Source organism: Haemophilus haemolyticus (assembly GCF_003351405.1).
Taxonomy (GTDB): domain Bacteria; phylum Pseudomonadota; class Gammaproteobacteria; order Enterobacterales; family Pasteurellaceae; genus Haemophilus; species Haemophilus haemolyticus_N.
On record NZ_CP031240.1, the window covers coordinates 949,660 to 966,544 of the forward strand.

Sequence of the window (16,885 nt, forward strand, 5' to 3'; positions counted from 1 at the left end):
AAGTTAATTAAAACGGGTTAGGCGAGCCTAAAACAGGCGATATGATAAAGCTATTTTGAGATTTTGTCTTGTAAAAAATGCGTATGCTTTGATCTTTATCTATTTTTACAAAATAAAAGAGCGGTGAAAAAATTTGTCGTTTCTCACCGCTCTTTTTACTCTAATTTAATCCATTACTTCACTGATTGTTTATGGTTTTCATAGGCTGCTTTTACAAAGCCTGCAAACAACGGATGACCATCACGAGGCGTAGAAGTAAATTCTGGATGGAATTGGCAAGCGACAAACCAAGGATGATTTGGCACTTCGATAATTTCTACCAATTTTTTATCTGCAGATAAACCCGTTACTTTCAATCCTGCTTTTTCAATTTGTGGAAGCAAGGTATTGTTCACTTCATAGCGATGACGATGACGCTCTTCAATGGTTTCTTTGCCATAAAGCTCGCGAGCGCGACTGCCTGACACCAAATGACATTGTTGTGCGCCTAAACGCATTGTTCCGCCAAGATCAGATTCATCGGTACGTACTTCAGTATTCCCATCAGCATCTTGCCATTCCGTGATTAATGCAACCACAGGTTGTTCACAATCTTTATCAAATTCAGATGAATTGGCTTTAGTTAAACCCGCTACATTACGTGCATATTCAATCAACGCGATCTGCATACCCAAGCAAATGCCCAAGTAAGGAATTTTGTTTTCACGTGCATATTGTGCAGTACGAATTTTACCTTCCACACCACGATAACCGAATCCACCAGGAACAAGAATGCCATCAATGCCTTTTAATACTTCAACACCTTTGGTTTCAACATCTTGGGAATCAATATATTTAATGTTAACGCTTAAACGGTTCGTTAAACCTGCATGCTTCAACGCTTCATTTACAGATTTATAAGCATCGGGTAACTCAGTATATTTACCCACCATCCCAATGGTCACTTCACCCACTGGATTTGCTTGTTTGTAAAGCACTTGCTCCCATTCAGAAAGATCCGCTTCAGGGCAAGTTAAACGGAAACGTTCACAGACAAAATCATCTAAACCTTGAGATTTTAATAATGCTGGGATTTGATAAATCGAATTTACATCTTTTAATGAAATGACTGCACGTTCTGGAACGTTACAGAATAAAGCAATTTTCGCACGTTCATTTGGTGGAATCATGCGATCTGAACGGCAAATCAACACATCAGGTTGAATACCAATAGAAAGTAATTCTTTTACAGAATGTTGAGTTGGTTTAGTTTTTACTTCACCCGCTGTTGGAATATAAGGTACTAAAGTTAAGTGCATAAATAACGTATGTTCACGACCAACTTGAACGGCTAATTGACGTAATGCTTCTAAGAATGGAAGTGATTCAATATCCCCAACGGTACCGCCCACTTCAACAATCACAACATCGTGACCTTGAGCACCTGCAATAACGCGATCTTTAATTTCATTGGTGATATGTGGAATCACCTGAATTGTTGCACCAAGATAATCGCCACGACGCTCTTTACGTAATACTTCAGAATAAATTTTACCTGTGGTGAAATTATTGCGTTTAGTCATTTTCGTGCGGATAAAACGCTCATAGTGACCTAAGTCTAAATCTGTTTCTGCACCATCTTGTGTAACGAAAACTTCCCCGTGCTGGGTTGGACTCATCGTACCTGGATCCACATTAATATATGGATCTAATTTCATAATAGTTACGTTTAAACCACGAGCTTCTAAAATTGCCGCCAATGATGCTGCCGCAATGCCTTTACCTAACGATGAAACCACACCGCCAGTGACGAAAATATAATTTGTAGCCATAGGGAACCTAATCTGTATTGGGATATAAATGATTATAGCTAATCATCTTACAGACAAAATCAACCCAAAGTGCGGTCAAAAATCGAAGATAACTAGCTATCAAAGACGGGACGGTAGTTTACCTGATTTGGTCAATGAACTCAATTAGAAAACCACAATTAGCATGTAAAGCCTTGTTATACTTATCTATCCTCTAGGATGAAATCTTTCATGCAATCGTTTCAATCTCTCTTTTGCCACATGAGTATAAATTTGTGTTGTAGATAAATCTGTGTGCCCTAGCAACATTTGCACCACGCGTAAATCCGCACCGTGATTCACTAAATGGGTGGCAAAAGCATGGCGAAAAACGTGAGGGGAAAGTGCATCAGCATCAATATCTGCGAGAATGGCATAATGTTTTACACGATGCCAGAAAGTTTGACGAGTCATTTGCTGTGCGCGCTGACTTGGAAACACAACATCAGAACTCTGCCCATTTAATAGAACAGGGCGACCATAAAGCATAAATTGACGAACCCAATAAGCCGCTTCTTCCCCCATTGGCACAATGCGTTCTTTGTTCCCTTTACCAATCACTCGCACCACACCTTGTTGCACGCTCATGTTTTCAATCGTCAGCGAAACTAACTCCGTTACACGAAGCCCCGTAGCATAAAGCAACTCTAACATTGCTTTATCACGCAATTCCAAAGGGACTTCCACATCTGGCGTATTGAGCAAATCTGACACTTGTTGCTCAGTTAAATATTTTGGTAGGCGACTGGGTAATTTAGGCGAACTTAGCACCGCACTTGGATCATCCACTCGGTATTTTTCCCGATATAAATATTGGAAAAGTTTACGCATCGCACTTAACATTCTCGCGGTGCTCGTGGCTTTATAACCTTTCTCCAAACGTTCACCTAGAAAACCTTGCAAATCTACAGCATCTAAAGTTTCCAAAGACAAGTCATTTTTATCCAACCAATCACAAAGTGCGGTTAAATCCAAACGATAAGATTGAACGGTATTTTCTGAAAGCCCTTTTTCAATCCAATATTCGTTAAGAAACAAATCAATGAGCGCTAGATTTTTCATATTACTTTTCTACAAGGCAAGCGATGCGTCCTATTTATGCTGAACAATCAAAAAAGCATTTAACTTGCGTGGAATCACAAAAAATGCAGCAGCCGCGATGATACTCATAAATACAAATGTCATCGCTGGAGAAGTTGGATAAATCATACCTGCAATCGCGGTGAAAATGGCAATAAGCACACCATTCGATAAACCATTATACAAACCTTGTAACTTCGCAATATGGCTTTGCGGCTGGGTGGTGATATAGCGAACAATCGCATAATGGCACACGGCATAAGTCAAACTATGCATAAGTTGCAATAAGAATATCAACCAAAAATCTTCAATATATCCCATTACAGCCCAGCGTCCGATGCACGCAAGCGTAGAAATATAAAGCAGCACACTGATAGAAATATTTTGAAATAATCGACGAGAAAAGAAAAATAATACAATTTCCGCTAATACGCCAATGCCCCAAAGTAAGCTAGTTTGAGAAACAGAGATCCCAATACTTGTCCAATAAATTGTGCTATAAACATAATAAGCCGCATGAGAGCCTTGAATCAGTCCTACTGCAATCATGACTCGCAATGTAATGGGATTTTTCAGTAAAGCAATAAAACCAACATCATTTGGAGCGCCACCTTCAGGTATTTCATCTTTTGGGGGAATAGTTGGTTTTAAAAGCTGAATGATAGTATAGAAAGATAAAAGTGCGGTTAAAATCCACACGATATTTTGCTCACCAACCCAACCAATCATACCACCGAACACTACTACACCAAGAATAAAGGCAGCAGAGCCAATCAAACGTACTTTACCGTAATCCAAGCCGATTTGGCGTTGCCAAGTGGATGCCAACGAATCCCCAATCGGCATTCCTGCTGAATTCACAGAGGCATATAAACCAATAGCGATAAATAACAGCCAAAAATTATGCGCAACTAAACTCATTGCAGCCATAATAATGGCCGATGCTAACGCCAATAGGCGTAAGGAATTAATAATATGATTGGCTTTTTTAATCAGCGATGAAAAAAATAATCCGCCCGCAAATCGGAAAATATAAGCACTCCCGATCACTAAACCAATCATTTCTTCGCCATATTGTTGTGATTTCAACCATGCTGGGAAGAACGGCAAAAATACGCCATAAGCGCAGTAGTAACCTAGAAAGCTCAGGGCGAGCCAATAAAAAGGACGAACTTGCATCAGAATAAAGTTTCCATTTCTTGTGAACGAGACAAACAAGCCTGCATAGCTTGCTCTATTGTTTGATTAAAATGTTGTGCATCAAATACCGCTAACGCTGCCGCAGTGGTGCCACCTTTCGAGGTAACATTTTCACGCAAAGTTGAAAGTGCAATTTGCGGATTTTCTATCACCATTTTTGCTGCACCAAACATTGATTGCTGCACTAATTCACGCGCAGTTTTCTCATCAATATTCATTTTGATTAAGGCTTGCTGCATCGCTTCCAGCATCAAAAAGAAATAGGCTGGACTACTTCCTGACGCGGCAGTTACTGCGTGCATTTGAGTTTCATCACTCACCCAAACGGTTCTTCCAACGGCCCCCAACAAATCTTGTGCAAAAGTGCGGTGATTTTCGCTCGTATTTTTAGGTGCGAATAACCCCGCCATGCCTTCCCCCACCAATGCGGGCGTATTTGGCATGACGCGCACTATCGATTTTATACTTGGAATTAATGCGTTCAAGCGTTCAGTTGAAATCCCCGCAGCAATGGAAATTAATAATTTATCGGAAAAATCCACCGCGCTTAGCGGCAAACAGACATCAGCCATCATTTGAGGTTTTACCGCAAGCAATACAACTTCCGCTTTGATTACACTTTCCACATTATTTTCTGAAGTTGCCACGCCAAGATTGGCAAAAAATGCTCTTTTTTCCTCATTCGGATCATTCACAATAATTTGTTTGGCAGGATAACCTTGTTTCAATAAGCCAAGAATAATCGCCTGTGCCATATTGCCGCCGCCAATAAAGGCAATCAATTTGTGTTGCATCGTTTTTCCTACTTTTATGGGCTATAATGCCGCACATTCTACCCTATATTGAAGGAAGTGTTACGATGTGGTTCAAAAATTTAATGACTTATAGGCTGACTAAACTGCTAGATTGGGATCTTGCACAGCTACAAACTCAACTGGAAGATTGTCAATTCCACCCTTGCGGTGCTCAAGATCAAAGTAAATTTGGCTGGTCAGCCCCATTACGAGGCGCTGATTTACTCTATTTTTCTGTAGGAAAGCAAATTCTATTAATCGCCCAAAAAGAAGAAAAAATCTTGCCGGCAAATGTGGTCAAACGTGAACTAGATGAACGCATTGAAAGCCTTGAACAAAAAGAAAATCGCAAACTTAAAAAAGTAGAAAAACAAACATTAAAAGATGATGTTGTGATGAATTTATTACCTCGTGCATTTAGTAAAAATCAGCATACAGCACTGTGGATTGATACGGAAAATAATCTTGTTCATGTTGATGCCGCATCAAGTAAACGCGCGGAAGATGCGCTCGCATTACTGCGTAAATCCTTAGGTTCACTACCTGTTGTCCCTTTAGCATTTGCTAATGAACCCAGCACGATTTTAACTAATTGGATCCTTCAAGATAGCTTACCGCATTGGTTAATTGCATTAGAAGAAGCCGAGCTTCGTGGCAGTCAGGAAGACAGCGTTATCCGTTGCAAAAAACAACCTTTAGAAAATGAAGAAATTCTCGCACTTCTGCAAGATGGCAAAAAAGTAGTGAGCAAATTAGCCTTAGAATGGGAAGATACCTTAACTTTCGTTTTTAACGAAGATTGCACCCTCAAACGTTTAAAATTTGCAGATAGTGTACGCGAAAAAAATGATGATATTCTGAAAGAAGATTTTGCACAGCGTTTCGATGCAGATTTTGTACTGATGACTGGTATTTTAGCCAAACTCACCGAAAATTTATTAGATGAATTTGGTGGCGAAAAAACTAGACTGTAAAATCATATTATAAATTTACCGCACTTTTTGCTTGAACAATGTTTGCCTAGACAGAGGTTAAATCAAGCATAGACAAGAGCCTTTCCAAAAATATGAGGAAAGGCTCTCTAATTATTGCTCAGTATTAGAGTTGCTGCTCGGCTTACGTCGTTTTCCGATATTTTTCGTATTCTTATGACGTAATTTTACTTTTTTCTTCGCCTCTGTTTTTTTCTTTTCTTCACGTTTTTCTTTAGTACGTGCCTTTTGTTTTTTGCTTACAGACTTCACTTCACCGTCTTTTGGTGGCTTAGTGCGAGGTTCTAAACCTTCTAAAAGGCGCGCCTTTAAAATTTCCTCGGTATAGCGTTTGATTTTACCCAGTAACTTGTAATCATGGGCTTCGACAAAAGAGACTGCCGTGCCCTTTTTGCCTGCTCTCGCTGTTCGTCCAATTCGATGCAAATAAGTATCCGCACTATACGGTAAATCAAAATTCATCACATGGCTTACATCATCAATATCAATACCACGCGCAGCTACATCCGTTGCAACCAATACCGTCACAATACCTGATTTCAATTTATCAATCGCATTGTTACGTTGAGTTTGAGCCATTTCACCTTCTAAATACGCGGAACGAATGCCTCGTTTACGCAATGTTTCAGAAAGTTCACGCGCATCTTCACGACGACGCACAAACACAATTCCACGCGTCACTTCTTCAGTTTCAATAAAACGCGCGAGCAATTTGATTTTGTGTTCATTGCTGTCTGCGTGATAATACCATTGATTGATTTTTTTTCTTTCTCGACGGCTTGGTTCGGCATCCACCTTAATAGGATCATTCAACAAACGCTCCGCGAAATCGACCAACAACTCCCCTTCCAAGGTTGCAGAAAACAACAAGGTTTGTTTCCGCCAACGGGTTTCAGCCGCAATTTTTTCCGCATCTTGCCCAAACCCCATTTGTAACATTCTATCGGCTTCGTCAAAAATCAGCATTTCAACGGAACGGCAATCAAAATTTTCTTCCTTAATGTATTGCAACAAACGACCAGGCGTAGCTACCACCAAATCTTGATTGGTATTGAATACATCACCGTGATTTTGATACGCCACGCCACCCGTAATTGTCGCAATATTTAAATGGGTGAACTGCGCTAATTCTTCCGCTTGTTCAGCCACTTGCATTGCCAATTCACGGGTTGGCGTTAATACCAAAATACGCGGTGGGCCTGGTTTACGACGAGGATAATCCAATAGATGTTGTAGCGCAGGTAATAAAAAAGCAGCCGTTTTCCCCGTTCCCGTTGGAGCAGAGCCTAATACATCACGCTCTTCCATTGCTGCTGGAATGGCTTCCATTTGAATAGCTGTTGGGCGGGAATAACCTTTTTTCTCAAGCGCCTTTAAAAGTTTGGGAGAAAGATCAAATTGTTCAAATTGGGATAAATTCATTATTGTGCGGTTCTTTGTTAAAATTGGCGGGGATTATACCTGAAAGCGCGGTCAATTTACGAAAAATTTATGAGCGGATTTACCTTTAAACAATTCCATATCAACCAAGATTCTTGTGCGATGAAAGTCGGCACTGATGGCATTTTGTTAGGTGCTTGGGCAGATGTAAAGCATTGTAAAAATATTTTAGATATGGGGAGCGGCACAGGATTATTGGCTTTAATGTTGGCACAACGAACTGAAGAAAACTGCCAAATTCAAGCGGTTGAGTTGGATCCCATTGCAGCAAAACAAGCACAAGACAACATCAATGATTCAGTGTGGAAAAATCGCATTCAACTTATTCAAACAGATATGCAACATTTTTTACAAGCCACTGAACAAACCTTTGATTTAATTGTGGCAAATCCACCTTATTTTGAACAAGGTATTGCCTGTAAGAATGAGGAACGAGAATTGGCTCGTTATACCAAGCAAAGCCACTTAAATTGGTTAGAATGGGCTGCCACGCGCTTATCGGAAAATGGGAAAATAAGTTTTGTGTTGCCTTATGAGGCAGGCAAAACGCTTATAAAATCTACCGCACTTTTTTGCATAAAACAGACGAATGTCATTACAAAAATGGGGAAAACGCCCCAGAGAATGCTACTTACCTTTGCCAAACAGCCTGAAGTTTTAACACAAGATCGATTGGTGATTTATGATGAGGATGATCAATACACTGAAGCGTTTATTGAATTGACTAAAGACTTTTATTTGAAATTTTAAAGGGGAAATCATTTTCCCCTTTAATCATACACTATCTAAAATACCACTTCGCTAACAACACACCCGCATTCACTGCAATATTTAAGCCTGATTTAATTGGGCTTGCGAGCGTTAAACGCACTTGTGTGTCTTCTGGAGTCGCTAAACTTTCCGTAGAGCTTTCACTTAGCACAAAAACCACTTTATTTTTTAACCGCACTTTATCCAACGGCTCGCCTTGTCTATTGTGCGATACGTGAATAATTTGATAGCCTGATTTGCGCAATTGCATTAGAGCCGAATCAATATAATCCGTTTCTAACACTCGAATATATTCTGCACCGCCTTCTGCTACGCGCATTGAAGCTGCCGAATACAGATTTTCCACATTATCGGCGACAATATTTTTCACGCCAAAATAAGCACAAGTACGCAATACGCCACCAATATTTTGCGCATTATTCACGTTGTCTAATAGCACTAAACAATCCTCTTCTCGGGGAATATCCAAATACCCTTGCAACGTGAAAGCACGAGGTTTCTTCACTAATAAGCAAATGCCACCATGATGTTCTGTTCCGCTCACTCGAGCTAATTCTTCGCTATCTACAACATGATAGGCCTTCTTGTTTTCGGCTAAATAACTCAATACCTCGCCAATTCTGTGTGACACTTGTACGGTTACCCACAATCGAACAATACTTTCAGGGCGTTCTGCAAATAAAGCTAAACAGGCATTTTCACCGTAAACCTTCATTTCTTCCGCACGGTTTTTCTTAATTTTTTCAGGAGCACGAGGAGAAAGCGCACCCGTTTTCTTTTCTTTTGTTTTATAAACCGTACCCGTACTTTTTATCGTCACCTGAACTTTAGGTTGTTCTGTTTTTTTATTTGATGGCGAACGAGATAAAGAAAGTTGCGTAATTTTAGTTTCTTTCACTTCTTGTTTATCACGAGGAAAACGAGATTTTTCGTTTCTATTTCCATGAAATTTATCATTAGAGTGCGGTCGATTTTGAGTTGGTTTTTCTCTGTATTTTTCACCTACTGAGCGTTCTTGAAAGGATCTGCCGGCAGATTGAAAAGACGGTTTGCGTTTGTCGTTCATAGGGTTTCCCTGAATAAAAATGAATATTTTTTAGCCAAAAAATGCTAAAATTTGTGAGCATTATAACGAAAAAAAGCCTTTTTTCTATTAATAAGCGCGTGAAATATTGTAAACTAACGCACTAGTCTTTAATCACGAGATGGATTATGTTAATCAATAAAACCAAACGAGCTGAACAAAATTTAAATAATTTGCCATTCCTTGCTTTGCAAGCTGAGCAAATTGAATTTTTGGGTAGCCCGGCCGAATTTAAAACTCAAATTATTGAATTAATCAGAAACACCAAAAAACGTATTTATGTCACTGCACTTTATTGGCAAAAAGATGAAGCGGGGCAGGAAATCCTTGATGAAATTTATCGCGTGAAGCAAGAAAATCCACACTTGGATGTAAAAATTCTCATAGATTGGCATCGCGCACAACGCAATTTATTAGGGGCGGAAAAATCTGCCACCAATGCAGATTGGTATTGCGAGCAACGCCAAACTTATCAGTTGCCTGATGATCCGAATATGTTCTTTGGCGTGCCAATTAATACACGCGAAGTTTTTGGTGTATTGCACGTTAAAGGCTTTGTGTTTGATGATACGGTGCTTTATAGCGGTGCAAGCATTAATAATGTCTATCTTCATCAATTTGAAAAATATCGTTACGACCGCTATCAAAAAATCACTCATGCCGAATTAGCTGATTCGATGGTGAATTTCATCAATGATTACTTGTTAGATTTCAGTGCAGTTTATCCACTTGATGTCACTAATCGCCCTCGCACCAAAGAGATCCGCGGCAATATTCGCGCTTATCGTAAAGACCTTGCGCAAAATGGTGAATATTCATTAAAAAGTGCGGTGAAATTACCGAATATTTTAAGCGTATCACCACTGTTTGGCTTAGGCGCATCGGGCAATGAATTAAATCAAGTGATTGAAGATTTATTCTTACAAGTAAAAGAAAAATTGGTGATTTGTACGCCATACTTTAATTTTCCACGCACATTGCAACATAAAATAGCAACGTTATTGGAAAATGGTAAACAAGTAGAAATTATTGTTGGTGATAAAGTCGCAAACGATTTTTATATTCCACCAGAACAACCATTCAAAATGGCAGGGGCGTTACCTTATCTTTATGAAAGTAATCTTCGCCGTTTCTGTGAAAAATTTGAGTCTCAAATTGAGAATGGTCAGCTTGTGGTGCGTTTGTGGCGTGATGGCGATAATACCTATCACTTAAAAGGTGTGTGGGTAGATGACCGTTATATTTTACTTACAGGCAATAATCTTAACCCTCGAGCATGGCGTTTAGATGCAGAAAATGGCTTATTAATTTACGATCCACAACAACAGCTTTTAGCCCAAGTGGAAAAAGAGCAAAACCAAATTCGCCAACATACAAAAGTATTAAAACATTACACTGAATTAGAAGAATTGAATCAATACCCAGAACCAGTGCAAAAACTTTTGAAAAAATTTGCACGAATTAAAGCGGATAAATTGGTGAAAATGATTCTGTAATGCTGAATAATATTTTTAGATTGAATAATAAAGTCTTGTGAAAATGATCTGCACCCCAAAAGTTGGACTAAATAACCAACTGATTAAGGTGCGGATTTTTTTATGACTATTCAACAAACTATGTCGAAAAAAGGAAATTGTTTAGATAGTACGGCGATGGAGAGTTCTTTATTAAAAACAGAATGTTACGATGGAAAACAATTTAATACTTTTGAGCAACTCAAAAAAACGATTCATGAGTATATTCATTGTTACAATCATAAGTGTATTCAGTGTAAACTCAAAGGACTAAGCCCTATGGATTACAGAATTTAGTCCTTGATTTGATCGTCTAACTTTTTGGGGACAGCTCATAACCGAGCTTTTTTCTTCAGAATAATCCTAATTTTTTCATTTGTTTAATAACGGGTTCGACTTGAATTTCTGCCATCAAATTTTTTCCTTTTAGTTTCGTTGCCCAAGGTAGTTCAGATGACGGTTTGCCAAATTCTTTTTGGGCATTTTCTTCATATATTGATACCACGTTATCTAAATTATTATAAGGCGCAGTACGCAAAGGATTGTGATACGCATACAGGCCAATAACTGGGATTCCTTGTGTTGTCGCAATATGGGCAGGGCCAGAATCTGGCGAAAGCACCAAATCAACTTTAGAAATTAAAGCGGTAAGCTGTTTTAGGTTTGTTTTTCCTGCAATATTAGTTGGCCAGAAATGGCAAAGAGCGGTAATTTTTTCGACTATTTCTAATTCACGTTTGGCTGGCGAACTGCAGAAAATTACATTGACATTATTCTGATGGGCAATATTGGCAACCTCTGCATAACGTTCGATTAGCCAATCTTTTTCTGATTTGCTAGAGCAAGGGGAAATCAATAAATTTTTACGAGAGAAATCAATAAATTTATCGGCAAATTTATCATCATCTTCTGAGATAGCTAATGCCCATTTCGGTTCTGATTTCGGTACGCCAATATATTCAGCGAAAGCCATAAATCCATCTAATACATGGGGCGATGAGGGATCTGTGATACGACGATTTACAAATAGCCATTGCCCTTCGCGAGAACGTTTTTCTCCAAATCCAATTTTGTATTTGGCTTTAATTCCTAAAGAAAGGATTGATGCGCGAAATGCTGTTTGCATATTTAATAGCGCATCAAACTGTTTATTTTTTAGTTGTTTCCAGAGTGATAAAACACCTTTCCATCCCGCTTTTTTATTGTAAGGAATGAGTGTGATATTAGGAATGCCTGAAAGCAAACTCATTTCGTTTTTTCCTACAATCCAAGTAATTTCTGTTTGGGGATAATATGCTTGAATGTGCTGAACCACAGCTAAGGCATGACAGACATCGCCTACAGCTGACAATCGGAGAATACAAAGGGATTTTGGAGCTTTGGTAAAAAGTGGCATTGACATTCCTTTCTCATTTAACTTGCGCCTATTTTAAAGTAGAATGAGTCCATTTTCTATTCATAACAACATTCCCATGCACCAATTCCAACAAGATAACCAATATTTTATCTTTAATTTTGACCGCACTTTTGAGCAAGCAACCGAGTTTTTCCAAGCGGAATTTTGGCAAAAACAAGACCGACTGATAGGAAGTGCAAAAGGTCGAGGCACCACTTATTTCTTGCAAACGGAAGATTGGTTTGGTGTAAATTGTGCGTTGCGTCATTATTATCGAGGTGGACTTTGGGGTAAACTGAACAAAGATCGTTATCGTTTTTCTGCTCTTGAAACTACCCGTAGTTTTGCTGAGTTTCATTTGTTGCAACGTTTGTATGAAGCAGGTTTGCCTGTGCCTAAACCGATTGCCGCACGTATTCAAAAAGGCAAGTTAGGCATTTGCTATCAAGCGGATATTTTGACGGAAAAAATCGAAAACGCGCAGGATTTAACCGCACTTTTACAAACACAAACATTGCCAAAAGAAACTTGGATACAAATTGGTCGTTTGATTCGAAAACTACATGATTTACAGATTTGCCATACGGACTTGAATGCACACAATATTTTGCTTCAACAGACTGAACAAGAGCAAAAATGTTGGTTACTGGATTTTGATAAGTGCGGTGAAAAATCAGGAGATTTTTGGAAAGTGCAAAATCTGAACCGTTTAAAACGTTCCTTCGAAAAAGAAGTTGGACGAATGAATATTCAATTTACCGAGCAAAACTGGGCTGATTTAACAGCAGCTTATCATCAATAAAAGGACTGATTATGAAACAAAAAATCGTACTTGCTACAGGCAATAAAGGCAAAGTGAAAGAAATGGCTGATGTCCTATCTGATTTTGGCTTTGAAGTGATTGCGCAAACAGATTTAGGCATTGAAAGCCCAGAAGAAACAGGCTTAACTTTTGTCGAGAATGCGTTATTAAAAGCGCGCTATGCCTCAGAGAAATCAGGTTTGCCTGCTATTGCAGATGATTCAGGCTTGGTGGTTTCCGCACTTAATGGCGCACCAGGTCTGTATTCTGCACGTTATGCTGGTGAAGAGGGCAATGATGCTAAAAACCGTGAGAAATTATTGGCAGAGCTTGCTCATGTTGCACAAGATAAACGTCAAGCCAAATTTGTGAGCTGTATCGTGTTTTTACAGCATCCAACGGATCCATCGCCAATTATTGCCGAAGGTGAGTGTCATGGTGTGATTGGTTTTGAAGAAAAAGGCGAAAATGGTTTTGGTTATGACAGTTTATTCTTTAGTCCAGAACAAGGTTACACATTTGCTGAATTAGAAACTGTTGAGAAGAAAAAAATTTCTCATCGTGCGCGAGCATTGAAAGTATTAAAAAGTAAGTTATAAATCTAGTTAAACGTATGATGATAAAAGGCGCGCATATTTTTATATGCGTGCCTTTTTATATGGATTTTATCTATAACGGAAAAGTAATATTATTCAGCATGTTCACTTAAAAATCCGCCACTTTGATGATTCCATAGTTTAGCGTACAGACCATTACGCTCCAGTAATTCAGCATGGGTACCTTGTTCAACAATTTGTCCTTTATCAAGCACAATTAGGCGATCCATCGCTGCGATGGTGGATAAACGATGAGCAATAGCAATCACAGTTTTATTTTCCATCATTTTATCGAGACTTTCTTGTATTGCCACTTCTACTTCTGAATCCAGTGCGCTTGTCGCTTCATCTAACAATAGAATTGGCGCATCTTTTAACATGACACGAGCAATAGCAATGCGCTGCCGTTGACCACCTGAAAGTTTGACACCTCTTTCACCCACATGGGCATCGTAGCCTTTTCTGCCTTGAGCATCAGTGAGGAATGGAATGAAATCAGCGGCTTCTGCTCTTTCAGCAGCTAAAACCATTTCTTCATCTGTGGCATTAGGGCGCCCATAAATAATATTGTCACGAACAGAGCGATGCAGCAGCGAAGTGTCTTGAGTCACTAAACCAATTTGGCGACGTAGGCTTTCTTGTTGCACATCTAGTACATCTTGCCCATCAATGGTAATCGCGCCTTGTTGTGCTTCATAGAAGCGAAGCAATAAGTTCACAATCGTAGATTTTCCTGCACCAGAACGGCCGATCAGTCCGACTTTTTCACCAGGTTTGATGGTGAGATTGAAATGATTGAGTAATGGTTTTGTCGGATCATAAGCAAAGGTAATATCGTTAAACTTAATTTCCCCTTGTGTCACCTGTAACGGTGATGCTTGTGCTTTATCCACAATAGTGTGAGGTTTGGTTAAAGTATTCATTCCATCGTTTACGGTTCCGATATTCTCAAACAAACGTGCAGATTCCCACATAATCCAACGAGACAGTCCATTGACTCGTAATGCCATTGCCGTTGCCGTTGCTATTGCACCCACGCCAACTTGACCATTTTTCCATAAAATAATACCAAGTATTGCAGTACTTAACGTAAGTAGAATATTTGTAGCGTAAGTGAGTGTATCTAGTGATGTTGCTAAGCGCATTTGGGCGTGTACTGTTACCATAAAATCTTCCATAGAACGTTTAGCATAAGCAGCCTCACGCGAACCATGAGAGAATAATTTTACTGTAGCAATATTAGAATAAGCATCTGTAATGCGTCCTGTCATTAAAGAACGAGCATCAGCTTGTCGTTGTGCAGTTTTTGATAATTTAGGAATGAGGGTTCGTAGGATAAAAATAAAAATCGTAATCCAAGCAATAAATGGCAGTAAGAACCAAGAATCTAATGCAGCGAGAACTAATCCTGATGTAATAAAATATACGATGACATATACAAACATATCCGCAAGTGTGAGTACCGTATCACGAACAGCAAGTGCGGTTTGCATTACTTTGGCAGACACTCTGCCAGCAAATTCATCTTGATAAAAACTCAAACTTTGACCAAGCATTAAACGATGGAAATTCCAACGTAATCGCATTGGAAATACGCCTTGTAAGGTTTGTAAACGTACGGTAGAGGCTAAAAATCCCCAAACGATGCTAACAAGTAATAGGGTAGCCATGCCAATTAATAAATGACCTTTTTCTTGCCATAATGTCTCAGGCGTGAATGTCCCTAACCAATCTACAAGCGTTCCCATAAATTGGAATAATACGGCTTCCATTACACCAGTACCAACCGTTAACACTGTCAGTAAGAGAATCCAGCCTTTCATTCCTTCGATGCTAGACCAAATAAAACGCAATAAGCCTTTTTTAGGTGTTGTTGGATTACCTTCTGGATAAGGATTTAAACGGTTTTCAAACCACGAAAAAATTTTGTTAAACATATCTTTTCCTTAAAAAGAAAAGGCAACAGATGTTGCCTTTCAAAAAACTTGGCGATTATAGCGCAAAAATTCTCCAATTTATAGGCTGGCAGATTTTCTGTATTGGCTTGGCGAAAGTTGGTAGTAATTCTTGAAGGCTTTACTAAAATGCGCCTCAGATTGATACCCAACTTCCAAAGCAATAGCAAGTACGGATTGTTGGGATTGCTTTAATAAAAATGCTGCCGATTGTAACCTCACTTGAGTAATAAAACGCCCTGGCGACATACCAAGTTGTTGTTGAAAAACACGAATAAAGTTTGCACGAGACATTGCAGAAAGATCGGCTAATTGTTCAATTCGCCAATCTTCTTGAGGGCGTTGTAATATCGCACCTAGCACCGCATTTAATCGCTTGTCTTGCAACGCGAGTAGCACACCGCCTGTAATTAAGTTCTCTTTAATCGCATGGCGTAAAATATAAATTAAAAGCACATTCGAAAGTGCATCGACGACTGATTTTGTACCTGCATCGTTTTTTTGTGCTTCTTGTAGAAAAAGCTGAACCAAAGGATGAATCGGTGTATCGCATAAATTGAGATGCAAGTATTCAGGCATAGAAGCGGTGAGGAGTGCATCTTGCTGATAATAAAATGCCCCGCAGAACATTTTTAAATCTGGTGTGCCTTGCCCTACTTGATGCAATTCAAATGCACCTTGCCAGCTTTTTTTCAATGACGCGTCTTTTGTTTTATCAGACGAATGACGCATAAAGTGCGGTTGATTTTGGGGAAGGAAAAAGATATCACCTTCCTTTAAATGAAATTGTTTTTGTCTGAGTGTAAGCCAACATTCGCCTTGTTCAATAAGATGGAATACGCCTTTTCCTGCATCTTTTTCTTGGTGGGCGACTTGCCATTCACCTTGAAATTCACAGCGAATATTAATTTCTCCACGCACTTGTGCTAAATGGGTGAGTTTATCTAAATAATCCATAATGAGATGTTAGCGATAAAAATTGAGATAAATAAGCAAGTATCATAATCCAATCTGCCTATAATTTGCCACACCAGTTCGTTATTAATTCAATATATTTAGGAGAACATTATGTTTGCAGATTGGAAAGAAGAAACATCACACGTTAAAAAATCATTTGGTGCGTTAGGTAAACAATATCCAAAAATGTTACAAGCTTACCAAGCATTAGGCGCAGCAGCGGCAGAAGGTAATGTACTTGACGCTAAAACTCGTGAGCTTATTGCATTAGCAGTTGCGGTAACAACTCGTTGCGAAAGCTGCATTAGCGTACACGCAGAAGAAGCGGTAAAAGCTGGCGCAAGCGAAGCTGAAGTGGCTGCAGCATTAGCAATGTCTATCGCATTAAATGCAGGCGCTGCTTATACTTATTCTTTACGTGCATTGGAAGCATATAACGTACAGAAAGGTTAATTACCCGTCATTCCATAGAGTT

General features: G+C 39.2%; 15 protein-coding genes and 1 pseudogene. 7 read left to right on the forward strand and 9 right to left on the reverse strand.

Features of this window, described 5'->3' with window-relative positions:
• Nucleotides 1–173: 173 nt before the first annotated feature.
• The 4 genes from pyrG to proC form a co-directional block, all read right to left on the reverse strand.
• Nucleotides 174–1,811 carry a glutamine hydrolyzing CTP synthase gene (gene pyrG, locus DV427_RS04760; RefSeq protein ID WP_005636432.1) on the reverse strand — a complete coding sequence of 546 codons (1,638 nt, stop codon included), beginning with the start codon at nucleotides 1,809–1,811 and terminating at the stop codon, nucleotides 174–176.
• A gap of 186 nt (nucleotides 1,812–1,997) precedes the next feature.
• Nucleotides 1,998–2,891: a site-specific tyrosine recombinase XerD gene (gene xerD, locus DV427_RS04765; protein ID WP_114891483.1), complete on the reverse strand. Its 894-nt coding sequence runs from the start codon at nucleotides 2,889–2,891 to the stop codon at nucleotides 1,998–2,000.
• Between the two features lie 30 nt (nucleotides 2,892–2,921).
• A complete protein-coding gene (locus DV427_RS04770; protein ID WP_114891484.1) occupies nucleotides 2,922–4,088 on the reverse strand; it encodes a 3-phenylpropionate MFS transporter in 1,167 nt (388 codons plus the stop codon).
• Nucleotides 4,088–4,903, reverse strand: coding sequence for a pyrroline-5-carboxylate reductase (proC, locus tag DV427_RS04775; protein WP_114891485.1), 816 nt, complete (start codon nucleotides 4,901–4,903; stop codon nucleotides 4,088–4,090). The genes DV427_RS04770 and proC overlap by 1 nt, the downstream gene beginning before the upstream one ends.
• A 65-nt stretch (nucleotides 4,904–4,968) precedes the next feature.
• On the opposite strand from proC, the gene rdgC reads away from it, so the two are divergent.
• Nucleotides 4,969–5,877: a recombination-associated protein RdgC gene (gene rdgC, locus DV427_RS04780; RefSeq protein ID WP_114891486.1), complete on the forward strand. Its 909-nt coding sequence runs from the start codon at nucleotides 4,969–4,971 to the stop codon at nucleotides 5,875–5,877.
• A gap of 111 nt (nucleotides 5,878–5,988) precedes the next feature.
• Here the strand turns inward: rdgC and srmB are convergent, their stop codons facing one another.
• On the reverse strand, nucleotides 5,989–7,317 hold the full coding sequence (gene srmB, locus DV427_RS04785) for an ATP-dependent RNA helicase SrmB (RefSeq protein ID WP_114891487.1): 1,329 nt from the start codon (nucleotides 7,315–7,317) through the stop codon (nucleotides 5,989–5,991).
• 69 nt (nucleotides 7,318–7,386) lie between these two features.
• Between srmB and DV427_RS04795 the strand changes: the two genes are divergently transcribed.
• A complete protein-coding gene (locus DV427_RS04795) occupies nucleotides 7,387–8,085 on the forward strand; it encodes a tRNA1(Val) (adenine(37)-N6)-methyltransferase (RefSeq protein WP_114891488.1) in 699 nt (232 codons plus the stop codon).
• Nucleotides 8,086–8,116: 31 nt separating this feature from the next.
• On the opposite strand, the gene DV427_RS04800 is transcribed toward DV427_RS04795, so the two are convergent.
• On the reverse strand, nucleotides 8,117–9,172 hold the full coding sequence (locus tag DV427_RS04800) for a tRNA/rRNA methyltransferase (protein ID WP_114891489.1): 1,056 nt from the start codon (nucleotides 9,170–9,172) through the stop codon (nucleotides 8,117–8,119).
• A 146-nt stretch (nucleotides 9,173–9,318) separates the two neighbouring features.
• Here DV427_RS04800 and pssA point away from each other — a divergent pair, with 146 nt between their 5' ends.
• Together pssA and DV427_RS04810 are read left to right on the forward strand one after the other, a co-directional pair.
• On the forward strand, nucleotides 9,319–10,686 hold the full coding sequence (pssA, locus tag DV427_RS04805; RefSeq protein WP_114891490.1) for a CDP-diacylglycerol--serine O-phosphatidyltransferase: 1,368 nt from the start codon (nucleotides 9,319–9,321) through the stop codon (nucleotides 10,684–10,686).
• Between the two features lie 108 nt (nucleotides 10,687–10,794).
• Nucleotides 10,795–11,001 (forward strand): annotated as a pseudogene (locus DV427_RS04810) (IS3 family transposase); the annotation flags it as partial.
• Between the two features lie 55 nt (nucleotides 11,002–11,056).
• Here DV427_RS04810 and DV427_RS04815 read toward each other — a convergent pair.
• The gene (locus DV427_RS04815; RefSeq protein WP_114891491.1) at nucleotides 11,057–12,100 is read right to left on the reverse strand and encodes a glycosyltransferase family 9 protein; all 1,044 of its coding nucleotides are present in this window, start codon (nucleotides 12,098–12,100) and stop codon (nucleotides 11,057–11,059) included.
• Between the two features lie 76 nt (nucleotides 12,101–12,176).
• Here DV427_RS04815 and DV427_RS04820 point away from each other — a divergent pair, with 76 nt between their 5' ends.
• Together DV427_RS04820 and rdgB are read left to right on the forward strand one after the other, a co-directional pair.
• On the forward strand, nucleotides 12,177–12,902 hold the full coding sequence (locus DV427_RS04820) for a 3-deoxy-D-manno-octulosonic acid kinase (protein ID WP_114891492.1): 726 nt from the start codon (nucleotides 12,177–12,179) through the stop codon (nucleotides 12,900–12,902).
• 11 nt (nucleotides 12,903–12,913) lie between these two features.
• Nucleotides 12,914–13,501, forward strand: a complete 588-nt coding sequence (gene rdgB, locus DV427_RS04825) for an RdgB/HAM1 family non-canonical purine NTP pyrophosphatase (RefSeq protein WP_114891493.1) — start codon at nucleotides 12,914–12,916, stop codon at nucleotides 13,499–13,501.
• Between the two features lie 89 nt (nucleotides 13,502–13,590).
• On the opposite strand, the gene DV427_RS04830 is transcribed toward rdgB, so the two are convergent.
• Nucleotides 13,591–15,435 carry an ABC transporter ATP-binding protein gene (locus DV427_RS04830; protein WP_114891494.1) on the reverse strand — a complete coding sequence of 615 codons (1,845 nt, stop codon included), beginning with the start codon at nucleotides 15,433–15,435 and terminating at the stop codon, nucleotides 13,591–13,593.
• Between the two features lie 78 nt (nucleotides 15,436–15,513).
• On the reverse strand, nucleotides 15,514–16,410 hold the full coding sequence (locus tag DV427_RS04835; protein WP_114891495.1) for a cupin domain-containing protein: 897 nt from the start codon (nucleotides 16,408–16,410) through the stop codon (nucleotides 15,514–15,516).
• 111 nt (nucleotides 16,411–16,521) lie between these two features.
• On the opposite strand from DV427_RS04835, the gene DV427_RS04840 reads away from it, so the two are divergent.
• Nucleotides 16,522–16,863, forward strand: coding sequence for a carboxymuconolactone decarboxylase family protein (locus DV427_RS04840; RefSeq protein WP_005627672.1), 342 nt, complete (start codon nucleotides 16,522–16,524; stop codon nucleotides 16,861–16,863).
• The last annotated feature ends 22 nt before the right edge of the window (nucleotides 16,864–16,885 follow it).